We start from the raw sequence: 19,958 nt of genomic DNA on the forward strand, positions 1-19,958 counted from the left end.
ATGAGACGCGCAAAGAAAAGAAAAAGCGGCTTCTCCATGATCGAGACCGTCCTCTGCACCATGCTGGTGGGGATGGTGGTGGTCGGTTCGCTGAGTGCGCTGCGCAATGCAGTTCGTACGCAACTAGAAATGAACTCCTTGATCGACGGGCCGATGCTTGCTGAGCAGCTATTGGCTGAAGCGGTGGCGCTTGCCTATGAGGACCCAGACGGAGGGAGTGGTAGGGGGGTGAATGCGGGTGAGAATCCAACTGACCGAACAACCTTCGATGATGTCGATGATTTTGACAATTGGAACGTTGGTCGAATTCAAACGCGGAATAGTACGCCTATGTCGCTTTACGCAGGTTGGACCCGTACCGTGGACGTTGATTGGGCAACACGGATCGGCGGTGATCAATGGCATCTTAATGATACCGGGCTAAAACGTGTCCGGGTGACGGTCACCGCGCCCGATGGCACCGTTACCACGCGATACGGCTACCGCAGCCGGGATGGCGCCTTGGAGCAGCCTCCGACCGTTGATCGGACTGTGGTGCACGAGCTGACAGGGACACTCCAGATTGGCACGGGCGAAGCTGCCGAGTGGTGCACGAACCTCCTGAATCATGCGGAGGATCCCAATGCTTAGTAGAAGTCGCAGAAATCATAACCCGAAGCGTAAGCGAGGGAAAAAACCGGTTGGCGAGGCCCCTCGCTTACGCTTCGGGTTACGATGGTTTGCTGCTGGAGTCGCACGCAGTAAAGGTTGTCAACTCCGACGTGGCTCGGCGTATCTCTCCGTCACCGGTGCGTCGCTGATCATTGCCATGATCAGTCTCACGTCGATGCACCTGGCGCGTTTGGAACTGCGCGACTCGGTCTCGCGGGGCGACATGGCCTACGCGCAGCGGCTGGCCCAATCGAGTGTCGAGTTCGGGCTCGCCAGGATGGAACTCGACGCGAACTGGCGGACGAACTACACGCACAATGTCGAAACGAATCAAAGCCCGATTGGTCTTACCGAAGACTTGGCGTTCAAGTTCTTCGATCCCGTCGATGGTGACTTGAGCGACGACACTTCCGATCCGGTCGAAATCCACGGCATCGGTCGCTGGGGCTCAGCCGTGTACGTCTACAGCGTGACTTGTGCCAATGCGATCACGGCAGCAGAGCAAGTTGGACCAGTTGTTGCGGCAAACTATGAGGGCGGAACGGCCACATCAGAATTTGTCCGAACCGTGGATTACGTTGGCCAGTACTTCGAGCCTTCCCTGCCTGCTGAAGCAATCTCTTGGCAAATCACCTTAGTCGACGTTTATCTTTCAGCGCAAGGGGCCGCTGGCGGGACGTTAGAAGTTAAACTCTATGAAAGCGACGCAGGGGGAATGCCAACCGCGCAAATCGATCTGGCAAGCTTTACGGAATCCGAACTGCCTCCTGATGGTAGTGTTGACTGGCACCCCGTGCCTTTTTCTGCGGCGACGAATCTCGACCCCGCTGCGGGGTACTGTTTAGCGCTGGAAGGCACCGGAAGTGGTAATGCTGCCGAAGTTCCCTATGCGACGGGTGTCTCGCAAACTGATTCTCACTACCTGATTGGTGGCAGCGGTACTTGGTATAGTTCCAATTCGAGTCAATCAATTCGATATCGCATCCACGGTGTTTACACGACATCGAGCGGTTCCGGCGAGTTCCAGATCACACCGGGCAGTTGGAAGCGCACCGCGGCGCCCTAGAAGGGCGGGCTATTTTTCTTGCGATGCAAGTCGTGTATCCTAATGTGCAGACAATCTACCGTTTGTTGCACTCAAGGAATCTCATTCGATGAAGCATCTCGCCGTTCTCTCTGCCCTTCTCATCAGCTTCGCCTCGATCAGTCCGGCCTTTGCCGAGCACCACGGCGAGAAGCTCAAGGCCCTGATCATCGATGGTCAGAACAACCATGTCGCTTGGCCGAAGACCACCTTCATGATGAAGCAGTACCTGGAGGAAACGGGGCTGTTTGAAGTGGATATTGAGCGAACCAAATACACTTGGCGAGGCGAAACTCACCTGGAGGAGTTTCCGCTGGAGGGCTTCACGTCGCAGAACCTCGACAAGCCAAAGACGGACCCCGATTTCAAGCCGGACTTCGCCAAGTACGACGTGGTGATTTCCAACTTCGGCTTTAATGCGGCCCCCTGGCCCGAGGAAACCAACCAGGCGTTCGAGAAGTACGTCCGCACCGGTGGCGGTTTCGTGGTGGTCCATGCGGCGGATAACTCGTTTGGCAAATGGGATGAGTTTAACCTGATGATCGGCCTTGGCGGTTGGGGCGGGCGGAATGAGAAGAGCGGCCCTTACGTCTACTACAACGACGAGGGCGAAATCGTCCGCAACACCGACAAGGGTGGTGGCGGTGGCCACGGTCCGCAGCACGAATTCGAACTGGTCACCCGTGCCGATCACCCCATCACCAAAGGGATGCCGAAGCGCTGGCTCCACGCGAAGGACGAACTGTACGAACGCCTCCGCGGCCCGGCTGAAAACATGACGATCCTCGCGACCGCCTACGCTCATCCCAAGATGCGCGGCAGCGGTCGCCACGAGCCGATGCTGATGACCATCGATTACCATGATGGTCGCATCTTCCACTCGACCTTGGGACATGCTGATTACTCGATGGAATGCATCGGTTTCATCAGCAGCTTCCAACGAGGCACCGAGTGGGCCGCCACGGGAAAAGTGACGATCCCGTTGCCCGAGGATTTCCCGGGTGAAGAGAAGCCAAGCGTGCGGAAGTACAAGCGTGAAGTGGTTCTGCAGTAATCGGAATTGTTGCCAATCCATTGGAATTAGTAGCCCCGGGATTTATCCCGGGGTTGAAATAGTGCGAAAAGAAGATCGACCGAGCAGATCGGGTTTTTTATCAATGAGCGTTGTCGAGGTCGAAAAAAGCCGCGGTTGATTTCGGTCTCGGCAAACCTCCGAAGCGGAATAGGCCCGATTGCTCGACCGAGGAATGAGGCGTTTTACCGAACCCCGGGATAAATCCCGGGGCTAATAAATGTGTTTTGCTACGTTAACTCTCAGTTGGTAAGTCGAGCGTTAGTTCAAACGAATGGAACCTTTTTCGATGAAACTGAAACACCCCCTTTTCCCCATATCTGCCCTATTTGCCTGCTTGTTCGTTTCACTAATCGGCTGCAGTGGCGGCCAGAAGAAGGAATCAGGCAAGCCGGTCATTGCCTTCGTCCAGACGGGTGCCGACAACGACTGGCGGAATGCCCATACGGTTTCGGTGAAAGAAGCTGCGGCGGAGAAGGGTTACGATCTTCGCTTTGCCGAGGGCGAGTCGAAGCAGGAGAATCAGATCAAGGCACTCAGTTCGTTCATCAATCAGGGCGTCGACGTGATCGTCTTCGCGCCGCTGGTCGAAACTGGCTGGGACAATGTGCTTGAGAAGGCCAAGAAGCGGAACATCCCGGTGGTGATTCTCGACCGCCAGATCAAGACCGAGGATGAATCACTCTACGTCACTTACATTGGCGCGGATACCTACACGGAGGGTCGCAAGGCGGCAGAGTGGCTCGCCAAGAAAACTGAAGGCAAGGCGAAAGTCGTCGAACTTCAAGGCAATCCGGGAGCCTCGCCAACGATCAATCGCTTCAACGGTTTTCGCGATGTGATGAAAGATCATCCGGGCATCGAGATCATCGCCACCCAAAGCGGCGAGTTCCGACGCTCGAAGGGGAAGGAAGTGATGGAGGCCTTGTTGAAAACGCACGGCAAAGACATCGATGCCGTCTATGCCCACAACGACGATATGGCCATCGGCGCGATTCAGGCGATTGAAGAAGCGGGGATGAAGCCGGCCGAGGACATCATCATCGTTTCGGTGGATGCCGTGCGTGCTGCTTTTGAAGCGATGGTGGCTGGTAAGCTCAACTGCACGGTGGAGTGTAACCCGCTCCAAGGTCCGCTCGCGATGGAGGCGGTCGAGAAGATCCTTGCCGGCAAAGCCGACGAGTTGGAGAAGAAAACATTGATTGAAGATTCCGTCTTCGAGATGTCGGACGCAGCGGGGTTGATTGACTCGCGGAAGTACTAAATCAGCCGCAGGGCGAGTTAGCCCCCGGTTGTCCCTGGAACCGGACGCTAACGCGTTCCGGGTGATTTTAGAAACACCTTTCTAATTGCCGCTGGCAGATCGCCATGTCCGACGCCACTGCCAGTGAACCCCTGCTTGACATGCGAGGGATTTGCAAGGCGTTTCCTGGCGTGCGGGCACTTGATCGTGTTGACTTTGAAGTTCGCCCCGGCGAAGTCCATGCGTTGATGGGCGAGAACGGTGCCGGGAAGTCGACCCTGATTAAGGTGCTGACTGGCGTCCATCAGCCGGACGCTGGAACGATCCGCCTGCAAGGTGATCCGATCACTCCGCAAGCGCCGAGCGAGGCTGAAGCCGCAGGAATCAGCACCGTCTATCAGGAAGTGCACCTGGTTCCCAACCTTTCGGTGGCCGAGAATCTGATGCTCGGCCGACAGCCGACTCGCGCTGGACTGTTGTCTTGGAAGGCGACGATTCGCCGTGCGCGGGCTGCGCTCGAGCGGATCGACTTGAAGGTCGATCTGCACCGCGAACTGTCCGCTTGTTCAACTGCGGTTCAACAGTTGGTCGCCATCGCTCGCGCGGTTGATCTGAACGCGAAGCTGCTGGTTCTCGATGAACCGACCTCCAGTCTCGACGAGTCGGAAGTGGCCGACCTGTTCAAGATCGTCGACCGACTCCGCCAGCAGGGCATGGGGATTGTGTTCGTCACGCATTTCCTCGACCAGGTCTACCAGATCTCTGACCGCATCACCGTTTTACGTAACGGCCAACGCGTAGGCACTTACCCAGTTAGAGAACTGCCGCGGCTTGAGTTGGTGAGCAAGATGCTAGGGAAGGAAGCTGACGAAGTTGCGAAGCTGGAGTCGCAGGGGTCCGCCCGAAAAGAAGCAGCGCATCACGGAGAAGTTGTCCTTGAAGCGAAAGGACTCAGTCGCACGGGATCCGTGGAGACGTTCGATATGAAGGTGAGGGCGGGTGAATCGCTCGGGCTAGCAGGTCTCTTAGGTTCGGGCCGGACGGAAGTTCTTAGGCTTCTCTACGGACTTGACCGCGCTACCACCGGCACGATTCAGATCGAAGGAAAGCCCTTAGAGAATCCGGCTCCACGTAACGCCATCGCCGCCGGGCTGGCCTTCAGTCCCGAGGATCGCAAAGAGGAAGGCGTGCTGCTCGATCTTTCGGTGCGCGAAAACATCTTGCTCGCGATGCAAGCATCTCGTGGCCTAACGGGTGCCTTGCCGCTCAAACGTCAGCAAGAACTCACGGAACATTACATTCAAGCTTTGGGGATTAAGACACCCTCGTCGGAGACGCCCGTCAAGAACCTCTCCGGCGGCAACCAGCAGAAGGTTTTGCTCGCCCGCTGGCTGGCTATGGAGCCGAAGCTGTTGATGCTCGACGAACCGACTCGTGGAATTGACGTTGGTGCCAAGGCGGAGATCGAAGCGCTCATCCGTTCGTTGACTGCGGAAGGAAAGGCGCTTCTTTTTGTTTCTTCTGAGTTGGACGAAGTCGTTCGTTGTTGTCAACGAGTCCTAGTAATGCGTGATCGTCGGCAGATTGGTGAATTCAGTGGTGAGGAAATCAGCGAAGATCGGATCATCGACCTCATTGCCCAGCATCATGAGGCGGTGGAATGAGTAGGGAACGGATTGCGAAGTGGAAAAGTTCACCGCTGCTCTGGCCGCTCGTCGGCTTAGCCGCTGTCCTCTTATTCAATGCCTTCTTCACCCCATCGTTCTACCAGCTAGAAATCCGTGAAGGTCATCTTTACGGTAGCTTGGTCGATGTCTTGAATCGAGGTTCGATTGGAGTGATTCTCGCGCTCGGCATGACGCTGGTGATCGCCACCGGTGGGGTTGATCTTTCGGTCGGCTCAGTCATGGCGATCTCCGGCGCGGTTGCTGCGTTACTGCTCACTGAAACAAGTTGGGGGCTGCCCCTGGTTGTTCCCTGCGCGCTGGGGGCAGCCATGATCGCGGGGCTTGCCAACGGGATTCTGGTTGCCAAGGTGGGAATCCAACCGATTATAGCCACCTTGATTCTCATGGTTTCAGGCCGCGGAATCGCCCGGTACATCACCGGTGAGAAAGTGATCGCGCTGGTGAACGATGATTTCAGCGAGTCGTTCGACTTTATCGCTGGCGGCCACTTTCTCGGATTGCCTTTTCCCGTGACGATTGCCGTTGTGTTAACGATACTCACGCTGCTTGCCGTTCGCACGACCGTCCTAGGGCTGTTCATTGAGTCCGTGGGTGCCAATGAGAAAGCGAGCCACATCGCAGGGATTAATGCTCGTGGGATCAAAGTCCTGGTTTACGTCTTCTGCGGATTCTGTGCCGGGGTTGCCGGGCTGATTGACGCTTCGAACATCAACGCCGCCGATACCGCCAATGCGGGAATCTTCACCGAACTCGACGCCATTTTCGCCGTCGTCGTAGGCGGAACCGCGTTAACCGGTGGCCGCTTTACGCTGCTGGGCTCAGTGATCGGGGCCCTACTATTGCAAACCCTGCTGACGACGATGTATACCTTTGGCGTTTCGTCCGATACGGCGCCGATTCCCAAGGCACTGGTGATCATTGGAGTTTGCCTGCTGCAATCTGAGGCGTTTCGTGAGAAGGTATTCCGCGCAAGTGAAAACCGCGGAGGAGAACGATGAGCTGGCTCTCCCGCAAATACCTACCACTGGCGACAACGGCCGTTCTGCTAGTGTTGCTGTTTGCAACTGGATCGGTGATCTACCGGGATAAGAACTTTTGCTCGTTATATGTCGTGGCAGATCTTTTTTCAGAGAATGCTTTTCTTGGAATCACGGCTCTCGGCATGACGATCGTCATCCTCTCCGGTGGGATCGATCTTTCAGTCGGTTCAGTCATCGGGTTTACGACGATCTTCATCGCCACCATGATTGCCGATCATCAAGTCCATCCCCTAGTAGCTTGGACATTCGCTTTGACGGCAGGTACCGCCTTTGGGCTTATCATGGGAATCCTGATTCAAAGATTTCGCCTTCCCGCCTTTCTGGTGACGCTTGGCGGGTTATTCTTCGCCCGTGGAATGGCGTTTGTCATCAAGAATGAATCGGTGCAAATCAGCCATCCCTTCTACAAAACTATGAACAAGATCGTTCTTCCAATTGGCGGTGGGGCGGAGCTGAGTTTTGCTGCGATGCTCTTCCTGGCCCTTCTGGGGGGCATGATCGTCGTTCTCCACTACACGCGGTTTGGTCGCAACGTGTATGCCTTAGGCGGGGATGAACAGTCGGCGTTACTCATGGGACTTCCGGTGGCGAGAACCAAGATCGCCGTTTATGCCATCAACGGGTTCTGCTCCTCACTTGCTGGCATTGCGATGACCTTGTTTATGCGTTCTGGCGATCCTACAAAGGGTATGGCACTAGAACTCGATGCCATTGCAGTGGTGGTCATCGGGGGCACGCTGCTCACCGGCGGTGTTGGCTATGTCACGGGTACGCTGCTAGGAGTGCTGATCTATGGCACGATCTACCAAATCAAGCTCTTCGCGGAACTACCTTCTTCCTTAGCAACACTCGCAATCGGCGGCCTCTTGCTGGCGTTTATTCTGCTACAAAAGGTCGTTGGCGTTCGGAGGCAAAACTAGCGATTGCCTAGTTGCGATCCGATCACTTGTATTCCGTGAGCCCGATGATTTCGCCGTTGGGGCCCGTGAAGAACGAATACTTATCGCGAGCGTACGCTTCGTTCTCGAGTTCGTAGCCTTCCTCTTTTAGCTTGTCGCAGATGGGGACGATGTTGTCGACCAACAGCATGAAGTGATTATGGTTCGTGTTGCCGATCTCACCGATCGTGTCGAGATACTCGGGGGCAGTGAGCGAGAGGTAGACATTGCAGTCGCCCGCTTGCAGCTTCATGACCAGCATCCCCTCGATTCCTTCACCGTGAAGAATCTCTGCATCGACCAGTTTGAACCCAAGGATTTCGCGATAGAGCTTTAGCGTTTGTTCAAGCTTTAAGACGTGCACGCAGTTATACTTGATACCGATGACTTTTCCGGTTGGTACGTCTTGTTGGGTGGCTTGGGGGCTGCTCGCTACAGCGTCAGTCTGTTGGGCTGTCGCTTGCGGAGCAACTGTGGAGAGGATCGCAACGCTAATACCGAAGAGAAGCATTGCCATAATCAGAATGGCTTTTAAATGCTTCACCACTTCTGAAGGCTTGCCGGTTTTCATTGTCGATTCCCTTTTTGGATTCGCGGTGAAAGTTCTAGGTAAAGTCAGCCTTCACAATAATCAAAGTTTGCCGAGGACGATAATCCTTTTACGCTACTTCGATTTGCTGGCTGAAAAGAATAATATTCTTCACTCTCATAGAATCGTGCCAAATCTGCACCGGATAATTCAGACACTTTCCTCTTACCGAGAATGTTTTCTCCCCAATGTTGCTCGATATAGACTTCGTAGTGGCCCTCAATTCTCAGACAGCTCATCATAGAAACTTGGACTCTACGCAAAAGCCATAGCAGCCTGCGCTCTATCGGGATTTCAGCGGCAGGTTCTGCGAGAATTAGTTTCGGATTTGCGCAAATGCCAATTATCTCATGATCAAAGCAAGATAACCGTGATCGAGCTTGTTATCGTAAAGACGGCGGCAACGGAGTTTGAGGATCGGTTGTTTGCATTTTTCACATTTAGGAGGGTACTAATGAAGTGGACGATTCTGCTCGCCGGCTTAGTCGGCGTCGCACTAACCAGTCAAGCTAGTGCGCAATTGTTTTCAGAAGACTTTAATGACGGTTCTGCCAGCACGCGTTGGTCGGTGGTGAGTCAGCAGGAGGGCGTCGTTGGTCCCGATGGTGGTGTCGATTTCGCCTTTGATTACAGTTCCCTTGGTATTGCCAATCCCAATGGGGACCCCGACACCGTTGGTGCATTTCTCCAATTCAATGTCACCGATGATGGCCCCGTTGACGAAGGGGAATCTTATAGCATCTATCCGAACGGACAGCTATTCTCAGGGTCCTTCGAACTGAGTCTCGACATGTTCGTGTACAACGACGGAGGTGGCGGGTCCACCGAGCACGGTATGGTTGGCGTGTTTCTCGACCCAAGTAATCCTGTCTCGCCTTATGAGTTCGGTACTGACGGCGGACCACTTGCATGGGTTTACTCAGGAGAAGGTGGCGATGGCAGTGGCGATCTGGGCACGTACGAAGAAGGTGGGCCCGGCAACGTCGGGTATGTAGGTTTAGGTGACTACAGTGCACAGGCCACCTTGCCGCCTGGATTTGACGCTTCCTCTGGTCCGTCTGCAACCAACCCGCGTGGTTCCTGGGTCGATGTTGTTGTTCGTTCAGATGGTACAACCATTGAGTGGCTTCTGAACGGTCTTGTCGTTGACACGTACGACAACAGTGGCGGATTCTACAGCACGGGCAACATCCTGATCGGAGGTATGGATGTCTTTAATTCCAGCAACGCTGTTAATGGCGTTGTCGTGGACAATGTCTCTGTGCGGATCCCCGAGCCTGCTAGCGCCGTACTTGTAGTTGGTTCTCTGTTGGCTTTTGTGTCATTTCGAAAGAGATTGATCTAGTTTTCGGGTTTGAGCTCGAAGCGACTTTTTCATGTTCGATAGGGACTCGCTCAATGTCTATTGGGCGAGTCCTTTTTTATGCCGTTCAGAGAGCTTCCGCTAGAAACCGGCACCGATGCGAACGTGCCAGCCTTGCACCTGGAAGGCTTCGGAAATACGACGCTTGCCGCTGGAGTTTTCGCCCCAGCGTTCCTCAACGTGGATTTCGCCAGGCCAAAAGCCTCCGCCGTGACGAGTACGAACGGGCTCGTCAATGGTGATTTCCGTACGACCCTCAAGTGATGGAATCTCATTCTCATATTCGTTCCCAAGCGAGTCACGAAAAACCCAGTGATAGGTTGATCCTTTGCGAGCCGTCCTTTCGGCATCGTTGAAGAGAAGGTCAAACTGAATGTCCGCACCAAAGGGTGGATCACGACGGATACTTACGTTTAGGATTTCGACTTCATAGCCGCTTGCTTCTCGACCCCGTCGGAGCGTTTCCGACCCTGCTCCCGAGCCCTCAAACTTGGGACTGGTACGACTTCGTTCGCTTCTAGCGGACGGCTTAGCATCCTCGGGCGGCGAGTCATCAGGTTGAGTTGCACTTTCGGTTTCGCCTTGCTTAGTACGCTCGGGAGCTTCTTGGGCAACCGCTAGTGCTTTAGCGTCCGTAGAGGGCGAGCTGCTGCGTTGGGAGAACGAGTATCCGCCAGCAATCCCCAGGGTCAACAGAAGTAGCCCTACGATTGCCCGTTTGAGCGAGCGATTCAATCGGCCACTTTCCTTGGCAGCAGTTTGAACACCGCTAGGAGACTGGATTGCTTGATCTAGTTCTGCAGCGGTCGAGAACCGTTCTGCTGGGTTCGATGCGACTGCACGATGAACAGCGTCGCTCAAGGGCTTAGGGATACCGTGGCTCTGTTCCAACGGCGGGAAGTTACCGATCGGGATCTGCCCGGTCAGCATTTCGTACAGTAATACACCTAAGGAATAAATATCACTCTGTCGAGTTGCTGCCGAACTCGCCAGATGGCGCTCGGGTGCCATGTAATAGGGCGTTCCGACGACCGTTCCCGTAGCCGTGTAGGAAGTTGACAGTTCTCCTTCGCCGATGAGCTTGGCAATTCCAAAGTCGGCCACTTTCAGATCTGCATTTTCGGCATCTGATGTGAAGAGAATATTCTCAGGCTTTAAGTCACGATGCACGATGCCTTGAGAATGCGCATACTGAATTGCTTCGCATATCTGGCATGCAATACGAGTCGCCTGTCTGACCGAGAGCGGGCCGCTGCGGAGTTTGTGTCGCAGGGTTGGTCCGGGGATATACTCCATCACTAGGTAGCAATGCGGAGTTCCATCTGAATCTTCGTTTTCGGTGGTTCCATAATCGTGGACCGTCACCAGCTTTGAGTGGTTAAGGTTCGCGAGCGTTTGGGCTTCCGCGCCGAAACGTTCGTGGGTCGAAAGCAACCGACCGACGCGTTGTCGTAAGAGCTTCACGGCCACTAGGCGATTCAAGCTGATCTGTTTCGCCAAATAGACCCAGCCACTTCCGCCCCCGCCTAGCAGCTCAAGAAATTCAAACTGGGGAATACTCTTGCTGAGTTCCTCCGAGCTTGGGGCGCCCTGGTGGGTAGTGGGAGCACCAAGGGCGAGCAGTTCGTCTGATTGAAGCTCTTCGATCGCCGTCGATAGGAGGCAAGACGGACAGAGACTATCGCTCGTGGAAAGCAATCCGAGGGCGAGCCCACACGCCTCGCAAGAGGCGGAAGCAACAGCCGAATGCTTTGGTTGAGATTGCTTATCGTCCATTCCAAGAGCTTCTTGAGCTAGGCGTCAGGACTTCGGGCCAGTCGCCTACCCGTCCCAGTGGCTGCGATCAGCACAAGCCATGCGAGTGTCGTGGGCTCAGGGACGAAGGTGATGTCAGCATCCCCCAAGACGACGTTCCCCCCAGCGAACACCCTTCCTGTGATATCCGTGAAGGTCTCCAAGCTGACATCACCGTTGGGCGCGAAAAGGGTGCCAAAAAAGTTTCCGTCTACTGTCATCGAGCCAGCAACTTCAATGAAGATGTTTTGAGCTTGTCTGCGTTCCGGCTTGATAGTGGAAAATATCGCCATGCCATTGATCTCCTGGACCAAGTCGCTGAGATTGAAGTCAGAGCTTGAAATGTATAAGTCGATAGGTCCAGCCGTGGTGTCAAAATTGAGTCGGTTCAAAGAAAAACTAGAAACGATGTCTTCAAACACATAACTCCCAGCGCTCAGTGTAACCGTATTGCCACTGGCATAGCTGAGCGTTCCGTAGTCACCAGGGGCGAGTGTAATTTCGTCGAACGCGTTTAGCGTGACATTCTGCGTTCCGGGCAGTAAGTTACGACCACTCGGAAGGTTGGGCAGTACGTATGGATCTAGACTGATTGAAGCTCCTGGTGTGACGGAGCCACTGACCGAGGCGGTGACATTTATTCCGCCACCAGCGGTGACATCGCCATTGACTGTGCCGAAGGGAAACTCCCACTCAACACTGCCTATCGCAATTACATTGCCGTTGATGGTTTGGCTGCTGTCAAGAAAGTCGATATTGCCACCGGTGCTGGTGATCGAGCCATGAAACGTCGAGCCCGGACCTCCCAGGTTAGTCACGTCGCCATTGAATAGGAGGGTTCCATTCGAGTTCTGGAATGCGGGCCCTTGGGAGGAAAAACCGCCTGCACTGGAGAGAGCCTCTAAGTTGAGTGTCCCTCCCAGATGGGTGACGTCGCCACCGGCAACCACATTGCCATCCGTGATGTCGCTAAAGCTCCCGAACTCGATTGTTCCGCCTGCGTAAAGGGCGACATTGGCGGGAAGGCCGGTCGTGGCGACAGCCGCCTGAGCCGAGGGAGCGGAAAGTATAAAGAAGAAACCAAGCCATAGCGGGCAAATCAAGCTGCGAATCGCGTTCATGAGTCGCTACTCCGAAAGAAAGAAAATAGGAGATATTAGGTGATGCTGTACTATAATTACTGAACTACGAGTAAAAAGTTACACTTGAAACGCGAGAAAAAGTTGCCGTAGCTCGTCCTCCAGCAGTTCCTGTCGGTCAAGCGTGTCCGCCACAACGCTGCACAGGGTCTCGCGGAACTGGCTGCGCAAGCGATGAACTGCTGTTTTTACGGCCCCGACACTCATACCAATTTGCTTCGCCACTTCAGCATGTGACGGTGCCGTGCCGCCAGTGAGATAGACTTTCAGCACGTCGAATTGTTCCTGCTTGCCTGCCTCACGCCAACTTTCGGCGAGTACGCCTAGTGCGCGATCGAGCGTGGCCACGGCCCAGCGACGTTGATAGATTTTTTCTGGCGTAAGATTTGTTGCGGGTTCCATCTGATAGCGGCGGTCAGCGTCCTCGCGATCTGCCGCGGAGATGCGAAAATGGGTGACCCCGCCGCCACGCTTCTGGGCGTTGGCTTTCTCACGCTCATGGGCGACGTGCCTCTTGAGGCAGACCAACATAAAGTTGCGAAACCGCCCACGGCCTTGGGAAAGACCCGCCAGCATTTTCTTTTCGACCAGCTTGGCGAAGAATCCTTGTACTGACTCCTCGGCCGCTTCGGCGGAGTGGCCGCTGCGTCGCAGAAAAGCATACAGCGGGAACCAACTTAATTCGAAGAGTTCACCGAGCGCTTGCTTGCCAGCGGTCGAAGCTGGATCTGCTGCTTGTAAAACTAAGGACCAAGGGGTCGAACGAAACATAGAGCAAGGGCTAGTTCAGTTGGCGGGAAGGAGTCGCATTATTCAGATTAATCGGAACTCTTATGAATCGCGACTGCTAGTTCCTCAGTTTCGCTGAGTCGTCGCACGCAATACTTCGGAGAACACATCCCGAGAGCTATTTCTTGACGAGTTGGTCTTCCGCGGGCTCAATCGACTTGCGATGAGCCTCTGCAAGGGCCTTGAGCTTTCTAACGATTTCTGGATGGTGTGCCGCTACGTTGACCTTTTCTGAGGGGTCGTGCCCAAGGTGAAAAACGAGCGGCGGGTCATGCTGCTCCCGCTTTTCGCCAATTCCGTAACAGCCCTGTGTGGTGAAATGAGCCTTCCAGGGACCCCAGCGCACGGCCCATAGTTCGGCTGAGCGCCAATAGAACATTTCCTTACGGGGACTTTCTTCGGTTTCGCCTTTCAGAACGCCTGAGAGGTCGTACCCGTCGAGCTTGCGATCATTCGACAAATCCACGCGGGCCATCGCACAGAAAGTTGGGAGCAGATCGAGTGTCGAACCGATCTGTGTTTCTACTTTCGGTTCCAGCATACCGGGCGACCACAAGATCGTAGGGACCCGCATGCCGCCCTCGTAGGTGGTCCCCTTACCTTGCTTGAGAAGCCCCGCGGAACCGCCGTGCAGGTGCATCGAAAGCCACGGTCCGTTGTCCGAAGTGAAGACGACCAGGGTGTTGTCAGCGAGTTCCAACTCCTCCAGCGTGTTTAGGATGCGGCCTACGCCGTCATCGATCTCTTCAACGACATCGCCGTACAAGCCGCGCTTGCTGGTCTTGAGGAACTCTTCACCTGCGTACAAAGGAATGTGAGGGAGATTGTGTGCGAGGTACAGAAAGAAGGGTTCTTCTCGATGGTTCTCGATGAACTCAATCGCTTTTTGCGTATATCGCCGTGTGATGGTGTGCTGATTCGCTGGCCGTTCGATGATTCGTTCGTTCTCTAGAATAGGAACGTCGAAGCTTTCAAACGGTGGCACAAAGTCCGCATCCTTGCGGGCCTCCTCGCGATAGTTGACCTTACCGCGACGGTGATCCATGTCATTAGAGTAGGGAATCCCCCAGTAGCTTTCGAAGCCGTGTCGTGTTGGCAGGAACTGCGCATGGTGGCCAAGGTGCCACTTTCCGATCGCGGCAGTTGCGTATCCGGCTTGCTTGAGTAACTCAGCAATGGTCACTTCAGAGTCGGGCAGCCCACCCATCGAATTCGGAAACAGCACACGCCGCTTGCCGGACATCATTCCGTTACGAATCGGCAGTCGCCCAGTGAGTAAGGCCGCGCGACTGGGCGTGCAGACGCTCGCGCCGACGTAAAAATTCGTCCAGCGTTGCCCCTCGACCGCCATGCGGTCGAGATGAGGCGTATGAATGGTCGGATGGCCGAAGCAACTAAGATCGCCATAGCCAAGATCATCGCAGAAGATGACGATAAAACTGGGAAGCTGATTGGCCTGTGCCATCATTGGCGCAATTCCAAACAGCGTTACCAGAATTACGGCAAGTCGACAAAGCGTTTGGATCAGCATGAGGATTCCTGGTGAGAATTTCTGAGACAAGATGCCAAGTATTGTAGCAATTGACGCTGCCCTTCACTCTGTTGTTTTAGTATTCTCTGAGAAGCGTCCATTGAGCTTCTGCCATGTCGAACTCAGATCCCAACAAGTCAACGGCGGTCGAAACTAGCCCCGTCAAACGCTGGGTCCTTGCCGCGGGCCCCTGTTTGTCGACCCTCGTCGGCGTGTGGCTATTCTGGAATGACTACGGCGCTTCGATTTCTTGGACCGCCGCCATCACGACGCTCACGGCAGTCTGGTGGATTTTCGAGCCCATACCGATCCCTGCCATCTCGTTGATCCCCCTTGCTGCGTTTCCTTTGGTGGGAGTCTTAGAACCAAGCAAGGTGGCCGAAGCTTACGGCGACAAGCTCATTCTGTTGCTCTTGGGCGGCTTAATGCTTTCTTCCGCCATGGAGCGAAGTGGAGCCCATCGGCGGATTGCATTGAGCATGGTTAACCTCTTCGGCGGCGGCAGCGGTCGCCGTTTGGTATTTGGATTCATGGCTGCCTCGGCACTTCTGAGCATGTGGATTTCCAACATGGCGACCACGCTCATGCTGTTGCCCATCGTGATGGCCGTTGTTGAGAAAGCGACCGACCAGCGTTTGCGGATCGCCTTATTGCTAGGCGTTGCCTATGCCGCGAGCGTCGGTGGCGTAGGAACTCCCGTGGGCACGCCGCCGAACTTGATCTTCATCGAGAACTACCGCATAGTAACAGGCAACGAGGTCACTTTTAGCACTTGGATGAGCTGGGCACTTCCGATTGTTCTGGTGATGGTTCCCCTGATGGCCCTCTGGTTGACCCGCGGGTTAGGGAAGCAAACGACGATCGACCTTCCCAAAGTTGGCCAGTGGCGTATCGAGGAAATCCGCACGCTTGCCGTCTTTGCCGTGACAGCTCTGCTGTGGATCACGCGCAAGGAACCCTTTGGCGGCTGGAGCGAATGGCTGAACATGCCGAATGCGGTCGATTCGAGTGTGGCGTTGCTCGCCGTCGTGGTGATGTTTCTCATCCCCAACGGAAAGGGAGAGCGACTGCTCGATTGGGAGACAGCCGTAAAGATTCCTTGGGGAATCCTCATTCTGTTTGCCTCAGGAATTGCCATCTCCAAAGCGTTCCTCGCTTCAGGTTTGAGCACGCTTCTGGGCGAGCAGTTGGCGGGGCTGAGTGAGCTCTCACCGTGGCTCATGATTGCGCTCATCTGCTTGGCGGTCACGTTCCTGACGGAAATCACCAGCAACACGGCAACAAGTAACTTGCTGATGCCCATCCTAGCCGCGGCAGCTACCCAAGCTGAGATCGACCACAAGCTACTCATGGTCCCCGCGGCAATTAGCGCGAGCTTCGCGTTCATGCTGCCCGTCGCGACGGGGCCGAATGCGATTATTTTTGGTTCCAATCAACTAACCGTCGGTCAGATGGCTCGCGAGGGGTTCGCCTTGAATCTGCTTGGTGCGGCGGTCATTGTGGTGTGCTCGCTTGTGATTTTTCATTGAGGCACGCTAGAAGTAGTTTCAGAAGTTCGTTTTCATAACCCGAAGCGTAAGCGAGGGGGCTCGCCGTAGAAGTTTTTCCCTCGCTTACGCTTCGGGTTACGATTATTTGAACGACTTCTACTTGAAAGTGTTAGGAAAGAGCAGCTATGCAACCAGATCCCAGTAAACCGTCGCCCCTAGAAATCACTGACGACGCGCAACCGAGTGTCCCGGTTTTCGTATGCCTTGTCTACGTTCGCACCAATGAAGACTCAACGGTCAGCGGCAGAGTCGCGAATTGGCCGGACCTAGCTGCGAGCGGAAGTTCCGAGCGAGACGTGCTTGGAAAGTTAGTGTCAGAATTCAAATCAGAGGTCGCCAAACGATATGCAGAGAAGCAAGAAATGCCCTGGCTTGAACCGCCGCCAGAGCCGTCAGAAGGCGAACATGTCCGTTCAATTCCTGTGCACCTGTAGAGGCGATAATCCCGGCAGAATTGATAAGCGGAGAGGACAGGATTCGAACCTGCGGACCAGCGTGAACCGGTCACCGATTTAGCAAACCGGCGCTTTCGACCACTCAGCCACCTCTCCAGGTGGTGCGGAGCTAGTAAGCTCAGCGACTTCTAAGATTCTATTCGATCCGAGAGGGTTCGCAAGGTGAGAAAAAGTGTGGCAGGGAAGGCCAAAGAGCCGAGAAGCGTTAGCTCTCGGGTCAACCCGCCGGCTTACGCCTGGCGGCTCATGGGGTTATGGAATGGGGTCAGAAAATCCCCCACGCTTCCAGGCTGTGCCGAACGACTAAGCCTGCGATGACCACGCTGGTCATGCTCATCAGCTTGATGAGAATGTTCAGGCTAGGCCCGCTGGTGTCTTTGAACGGGTCGCCGACCGTGTCGCCAACGACGGCCGCCTTGTGGGCTTCGGTCCCTTTGCCACCCTGGGCCCCGGCTTCGATGTACTTCTTCGCATTGTCCCAGGCACCGCCCGCGTTGGCCATGAAAATGGCAAGACAGAACCCTGTGGTAAGAGTTCCCATGAGCAAGCCGAGAACGCCCGCCACACCCAAGACTAAGCCAACCGCAACGGGTAAGAACAATCCAAGAAACGCGGGGATTACCATTTCCCGTTGAGCCGCTCTCGTACTGATTGCCACCGGGCGTTCGTAATCCGGTTTCGCGGTACCTTCCATAATGCCAGCGATTTCTTTGAACTGACGCCGTACCTCTTCCACCATGCCTTGAGCTGCCCGGCCGACGGCCTTCATGGTCATCGCACAAAAGGCGAAGGTCGCCATCGCTCCGAAGAAAACCCCGACCAAGACCTTGGGATTCATCAGACTTGCGTCATAGTATTGGGTGAACTGAGGCAGAGTCGCTTTCGAGACAGGAAGCAACTTTCCGCCCGTCGCAGCGAAGACCAACGACTTGTCAGGCTGTTCCAGCAGGCCATTCTTCACTTTCGCAACTTGAACCTCTTGCTTGATTTCGAGCTCTGACCAAGCTTCGCGAAGTTCAGGGACGCGCAGTTGTTCAGGCATGATGAGGTAGGGAGTCGACGTGTTCGGCTTCCCCTCCTCACCTTTGTCGACCCGCACGACAAAACGGTCGGTCAGCTTGTAGTAAGCGTGATCCTTTGCTGCGGCAACTTCTGTCTGAGCAGCGAAGGATTCTCCCCAGCGCTCGAAACCAACGCGGACGCCTTCAACGTAGGCGGCCAGCAATGCCAAGGCGGTCAGTGCGGCGGAGCCGATCGCGAAACCTTTTCCGGTGGCCGCTGTTGTGTTGCCAAGCGAGTCAAGCGCGTCGGTCCGCTGGCGAACGATCTCCGGAAGGCCGCTCATCTCCGCGTTGCCGCCAGCATTATCAGCGATTGGTCCGTAGGCGTCCGTTGCGAGCGTTATGCCCAAGGTGCTAAGCATTCCCACGGCGGCGATGCCGACACCGTAAAGGCCTAACGAGAAGTAGCTGACGTCCTGAAAATTCCAGCCGCTGGCAAAGCCGAAGGCCATTAGCGTCGCCATGCAGACCAACAACACGGGGACCCAGACGCTAGCCATGCCGTCGGCGATGCCACCGATAATGACCGTCGCCGCGCCTGTTTCTGCTTGATCAGCAAGTTTCTGGGTCGGACTATACTCATCGCTTGTGACATACTCGGTCCACCAGCCGATCAGCACCCCAGCGACCAGACCGACGACTACGCTCACGCCAACACCTGGGATGCCGAAGCCGATTTCCGTCGCCTCGGTCGAGGGCATGAGCAACTTCGCGGCGATGATCGAGCCGATGATCACAAGCCCTGTGGAAAGGTTGATTCCCTTGGCGAGGGCGTGGAGGAGACTTTTCTGGGAAGCATCTTCGCCCGTGCGGACGAAATAGATGCCGATGATCGAGCAGGCGATCCCGATGCCGGCGACGACTAGCGGGAGCAAGACGGACCGGAGTTGTGCTTCAACTTGAGTCATACCCTCAGGGACGATAGCAACGGCGCTAAAGGCCGCTGCTCCCAAAGCCGCCGCGGCAAGAATCGAACCGGCGTAAGACTCATAGAGATCGGCACCCATGCCAGCTACGTCGCCGACATTATCGCCGACGTTGTCAGCAATGGTTGCCGGGTTACGTGGATCATCTTCGGGGATGCCGGCCTCGACTTTACCAACCAAGTCGGCACCGACGTCGGCCGCCTTCGTAAAGATGCCGCCGCCAACGCGTGCAAACAAAGCCTGAGCGCTGGCACCCATGCCAAAGCACAGCATCGTTGCGGTGATGTTCACTAAGCTCAGCGGCTCGCCACCCATGGCCGGCCAAATCCAATAGAGGAAGGCAAACCAGAGGGCAATGTCCATCAACCCAAGGCCGACGACCGTAAGGCCCATAACCGCGCCGCTGCGGAAGGCTACCTGCAGACCTTGGTTGAGCGACTGCTCGGCGCCAGCGGCAGTTCGGCTGCTTGCGTTTGTTGCCGTACGCATCCCGAACCAGCCAGCGAGCCCAGAGAAGAAACCGCCGCTCAGGAAGGCAAACGGCACAAAGGGGCTTTGTACTTTCAAACCGAAGGCGGCTAGGCCCAGCAGTACGGCAATCACAACAAAGAAGACTGCGACAACGCGAAATTGCTGATCGAGGTAGGCCTTGGCACCATCGCGAACGTAGCTGGCGATTTCCCGCATCCGCTCGTTGCCCTGGCTGGCACGTTGCATCTGTGCGTAGAACAAGCGGGCTTGGATCAGCGCGGCTAGAGCTCCGACAAAAGCAACCGCCCAGCAGGTGATGACGAGTTTCTCAACCGGATCGCCAGTGCTGCTTCCTGCCGCTTGTTCGGTAGGCTGGGCAAACGCGCTACTTGTCGAGCTGCAAATCAAAGTGGCCGTGAGGCCGCCCAGGCCCCATTTTGCTGCTCCCCGCCAAGGCATTCCATTCATTGCGTAACTATTTCCTATGAGATATCGCCCGATGTGAGTCTGCTGCTTGATGTCTCAGTCTGCGGATGCCTCAATACCGCGGCTCCAACACCTGAATTGCCTGTGA

16 protein-coding genes and 1 tRNA gene are annotated in these 19,958 nt (G+C 55.4%); 10 read left to right on the plus strand and 7 right to left on the minus strand.

Going from position 1 to position 19,958, the window contains the following annotated elements:
- From RIB44_03290 to yjfF, 7 genes are all read left to right on the plus strand, one after another.
- Entirely contained in the window at positions 1 to 630 is a 630-nt protein-coding gene (locus RIB44_03290; protein ID MEQ8615599.1) for a hypothetical protein, read from the plus strand.
- Positions 623 to 1,717 carry a hypothetical protein gene (locus RIB44_03295; GenBank protein ID MEQ8615600.1) on the plus strand — a complete coding sequence of 365 codons (1,095 nt, stop codon included), beginning with the start codon at positions 623 to 625 and terminating at the stop codon, positions 1,715 to 1,717. Before RIB44_03290 ends, RIB44_03295 begins: the two co-directional genes overlap by 8 nt.
- 88 nt (positions 1,718 to 1,805) lie before the next feature.
- Positions 1,806 to 2,789, plus strand: coding sequence for a ThuA domain-containing protein (locus tag RIB44_03300; protein MEQ8615601.1), 984 nt, complete (start codon positions 1,806 to 1,808; stop codon positions 2,787 to 2,789).
- A gap of 307 nt (positions 2,790 to 3,096) precedes the next feature.
- A complete protein-coding gene (locus RIB44_03305; protein ID MEQ8615602.1) occupies positions 3,097 to 4,071 on the plus strand; it encodes an ABC transporter substrate-binding protein in 975 nt (324 codons plus the stop codon).
- Positions 4,072 to 4,175: 104 nt separating this feature from the next.
- Complete coding sequence (locus tag RIB44_03310; GenBank protein ID MEQ8615603.1) at positions 4,176 to 5,714, plus strand: sugar ABC transporter ATP-binding protein; 1,539 nt, start codon at positions 4,176 to 4,178, stop codon at positions 5,712 to 5,714.
- The gene (locus RIB44_03315) at positions 5,711 to 6,736 is read left to right on the plus strand and encodes an ABC transporter permease (GenBank protein ID MEQ8615604.1); all 1,026 of its coding nucleotides are present in this window, start codon (positions 5,711 to 5,713) and stop codon (positions 6,734 to 6,736) included. Before RIB44_03310 ends, RIB44_03315 begins: the two co-directional genes overlap by 4 nt.
- Positions 6,733 to 7,698, plus strand: coding sequence for a galactofuranose ABC transporter, permease protein YjfF (yjfF, locus tag RIB44_03320; protein MEQ8615605.1), 966 nt, complete (start codon positions 6,733 to 6,735; stop codon positions 7,696 to 7,698). The genes RIB44_03315 and yjfF overlap by 4 nt, the downstream gene beginning before the upstream one ends.
- 22 nt (positions 7,699 to 7,720) lie before the next feature.
- On the opposite strand, the gene RIB44_03325 is transcribed toward yjfF, so the two are convergent.
- Complete coding sequence (locus tag RIB44_03325; protein ID MEQ8615606.1) at positions 7,721 to 8,287, minus strand: VOC family protein; 567 nt, start codon at positions 8,285 to 8,287, stop codon at positions 7,721 to 7,723.
- A gap of 472 nt (positions 8,288 to 8,759) precedes the next feature.
- On the opposite strand from RIB44_03325, the gene RIB44_03330 reads away from it, so the two are divergent.
- Positions 8,760 to 9,650 (plus strand): hypothetical protein, encoded by an 891-nt coding sequence (locus tag RIB44_03330; protein ID MEQ8615607.1) that lies wholly within the window; start codon positions 8,760 to 8,762, stop codon positions 9,648 to 9,650.
- A gap of 99 nt (positions 9,651 to 9,749) precedes the next feature.
- On the opposite strand, the gene RIB44_03335 is transcribed toward RIB44_03330, so the two are convergent.
- From RIB44_03335 to RIB44_03350, 4 genes are all read right to left on the minus strand, one after another.
- Entirely contained in the window at positions 9,750 to 11,444 is a 1,695-nt protein-coding gene (locus tag RIB44_03335) for a serine/threonine-protein kinase (protein MEQ8615608.1), read from the minus strand.
- A 17-nt stretch (positions 11,445 to 11,461) separates the two neighbouring features.
- The gene (locus RIB44_03340) at positions 11,462 to 12,583 is read right to left on the minus strand and encodes a hypothetical protein (GenBank protein ID MEQ8615609.1); all 1,122 of its coding nucleotides are present in this window, start codon (positions 12,581 to 12,583) and stop codon (positions 11,462 to 11,464) included.
- A gap of 78 nt (positions 12,584 to 12,661) precedes the next feature.
- Positions 12,662 to 13,372: an ECF-type sigma factor gene (locus RIB44_03345; protein MEQ8615610.1), complete on the minus strand. Its 711-nt coding sequence runs from the start codon at positions 13,370 to 13,372 to the stop codon at positions 12,662 to 12,664.
- Positions 13,373 to 13,508: 136 nt separating this feature from the next.
- Positions 13,509 to 14,921: a sulfatase gene (locus RIB44_03350; GenBank protein MEQ8615611.1), complete on the minus strand. Its 1,413-nt coding sequence runs from the start codon at positions 14,919 to 14,921 to the stop codon at positions 13,509 to 13,511.
- Between the two features lie 113 nt (positions 14,922 to 15,034).
- Here RIB44_03350 and RIB44_03355 point away from each other — a divergent pair, with 113 nt between their 5' ends.
- Positions 15,035 to 16,450, plus strand: coding sequence for an SLC13 family permease (locus RIB44_03355; GenBank protein MEQ8615612.1), 1,416 nt, complete (start codon positions 15,035 to 15,037; stop codon positions 16,448 to 16,450).
- Between the two features lie 146 nt (positions 16,451 to 16,596).
- Entirely contained in the window at positions 16,597 to 16,905 is a 309-nt protein-coding gene (locus RIB44_03360) for a hypothetical protein (protein ID MEQ8615613.1), read from the plus strand.
- 28 nt (positions 16,906 to 16,933) lie between these two features.
- Here RIB44_03360 and RIB44_03365 read toward each other — a convergent pair.
- Positions 16,934 to 17,022, minus strand: a tRNA-Ser gene (locus RIB44_03365).
- Positions 17,023 to 17,191: 169 nt separating this feature from the next.
- The gene (locus RIB44_03370) at positions 17,192 to 19,852 is read right to left on the minus strand and encodes a sodium-translocating pyrophosphatase (protein ID MEQ8615614.1); all 2,661 of its coding nucleotides are present in this window, start codon (positions 19,850 to 19,852) and stop codon (positions 17,192 to 17,194) included.
- Between the last annotated feature and the right edge of the window lie 106 nt (positions 19,853 to 19,958).

This window comes from Lacipirellulaceae bacterium (assembly GCA_040218535.1).
Lineage (GTDB): Bacteria > Planctomycetota > Planctomycetia > Pirellulales > Lacipirellulaceae > Adhaeretor.

What these genes read in the sequence shown, in the direction of transcription:
- RIB44_03290 (MEQ8615599.1), top strand. Translation starts at nt 1, where the DNA reads ATGAGACGCGCAAAGAAAAGAAAAAGCGGCTTCTCCATGATCGAGACC.
- RIB44_03295 (MEQ8615600.1), top strand. Translation starts at nt 623, where the DNA reads ATGCTTAGTAGAAGTCGCAGAAATCATAACCCGAAGCGTAAGCGAGGG.
- RIB44_03300 (MEQ8615601.1), top strand. Translation starts at nt 1,806, where the DNA reads ATGAAGCATCTCGCCGTTCTCTCTGCCCTTCTCATCAGCTTCGCCTCG.
- RIB44_03305 (MEQ8615602.1), top strand. Translation starts at nt 3,097, where the DNA reads ATGAAACTGAAACACCCCCTTTTCCCCATATCTGCCCTATTTGCCTGC.
- RIB44_03310 (MEQ8615603.1), top strand. Translation starts at nt 4,176, where the DNA reads ATGTCCGACGCCACTGCCAGTGAACCCCTGCTTGACATGCGAGGGATT.
- RIB44_03315 (MEQ8615604.1), top strand. Translation starts at nt 5,711, where the DNA reads ATGAGTAGGGAACGGATTGCGAAGTGGAAAAGTTCACCGCTGCTCTGG.
- yjfF (MEQ8615605.1), top strand. Translation starts at nt 6,733, where the DNA reads ATGAGCTGGCTCTCCCGCAAATACCTACCACTGGCGACAACGGCCGTT.
- RIB44_03325 (MEQ8615606.1), bottom strand. Translation starts at nt 8,287, where the DNA reads ATGAAAACCGGCAAGCCTTCAGAAGTGGTGAAGCATTTAAAAGCCATT.
- RIB44_03330 (MEQ8615607.1), top strand. Translation starts at nt 8,760, where the DNA reads ATGAAGTGGACGATTCTGCTCGCCGGCTTAGTCGGCGTCGCACTAACC.
- RIB44_03335 (MEQ8615608.1), bottom strand. Translation starts at nt 11,444, where the DNA reads ATGGACGATAAGCAATCTCAACCAAAGCATTCGGCTGTTGCTTCCGCC.
- RIB44_03340 (MEQ8615609.1), bottom strand. Translation starts at nt 12,583, where the DNA reads ATGAACGCGATTCGCAGCTTGATTTGCCCGCTATGGCTTGGTTTCTTC.
- RIB44_03345 (MEQ8615610.1), bottom strand. Translation starts at nt 13,372, where the DNA reads ATGTTTCGTTCGACCCCTTGGTCCTTAGTTTTACAAGCAGCAGATCCA.
- RIB44_03350 (MEQ8615611.1), bottom strand. Translation starts at nt 14,921, where the DNA reads ATGCTGATCCAAACGCTTTGTCGACTTGCCGTAATTCTGGTAACGCTG.
- RIB44_03355 (MEQ8615612.1), top strand. Translation starts at nt 15,035, where the DNA reads ATGTCGAACTCAGATCCCAACAAGTCAACGGCGGTCGAAACTAGCCCC.
- RIB44_03360 (MEQ8615613.1), top strand. Translation starts at nt 16,597, where the DNA reads ATGCAACCAGATCCCAGTAAACCGTCGCCCCTAGAAATCACTGACGAC.
- RIB44_03370 (MEQ8615614.1), bottom strand. Translation starts at nt 19,852, where the DNA reads ATGAATGGAATGCCTTGGCGGGGAGCAGCAAAATGGGGCCTGGGCGGC.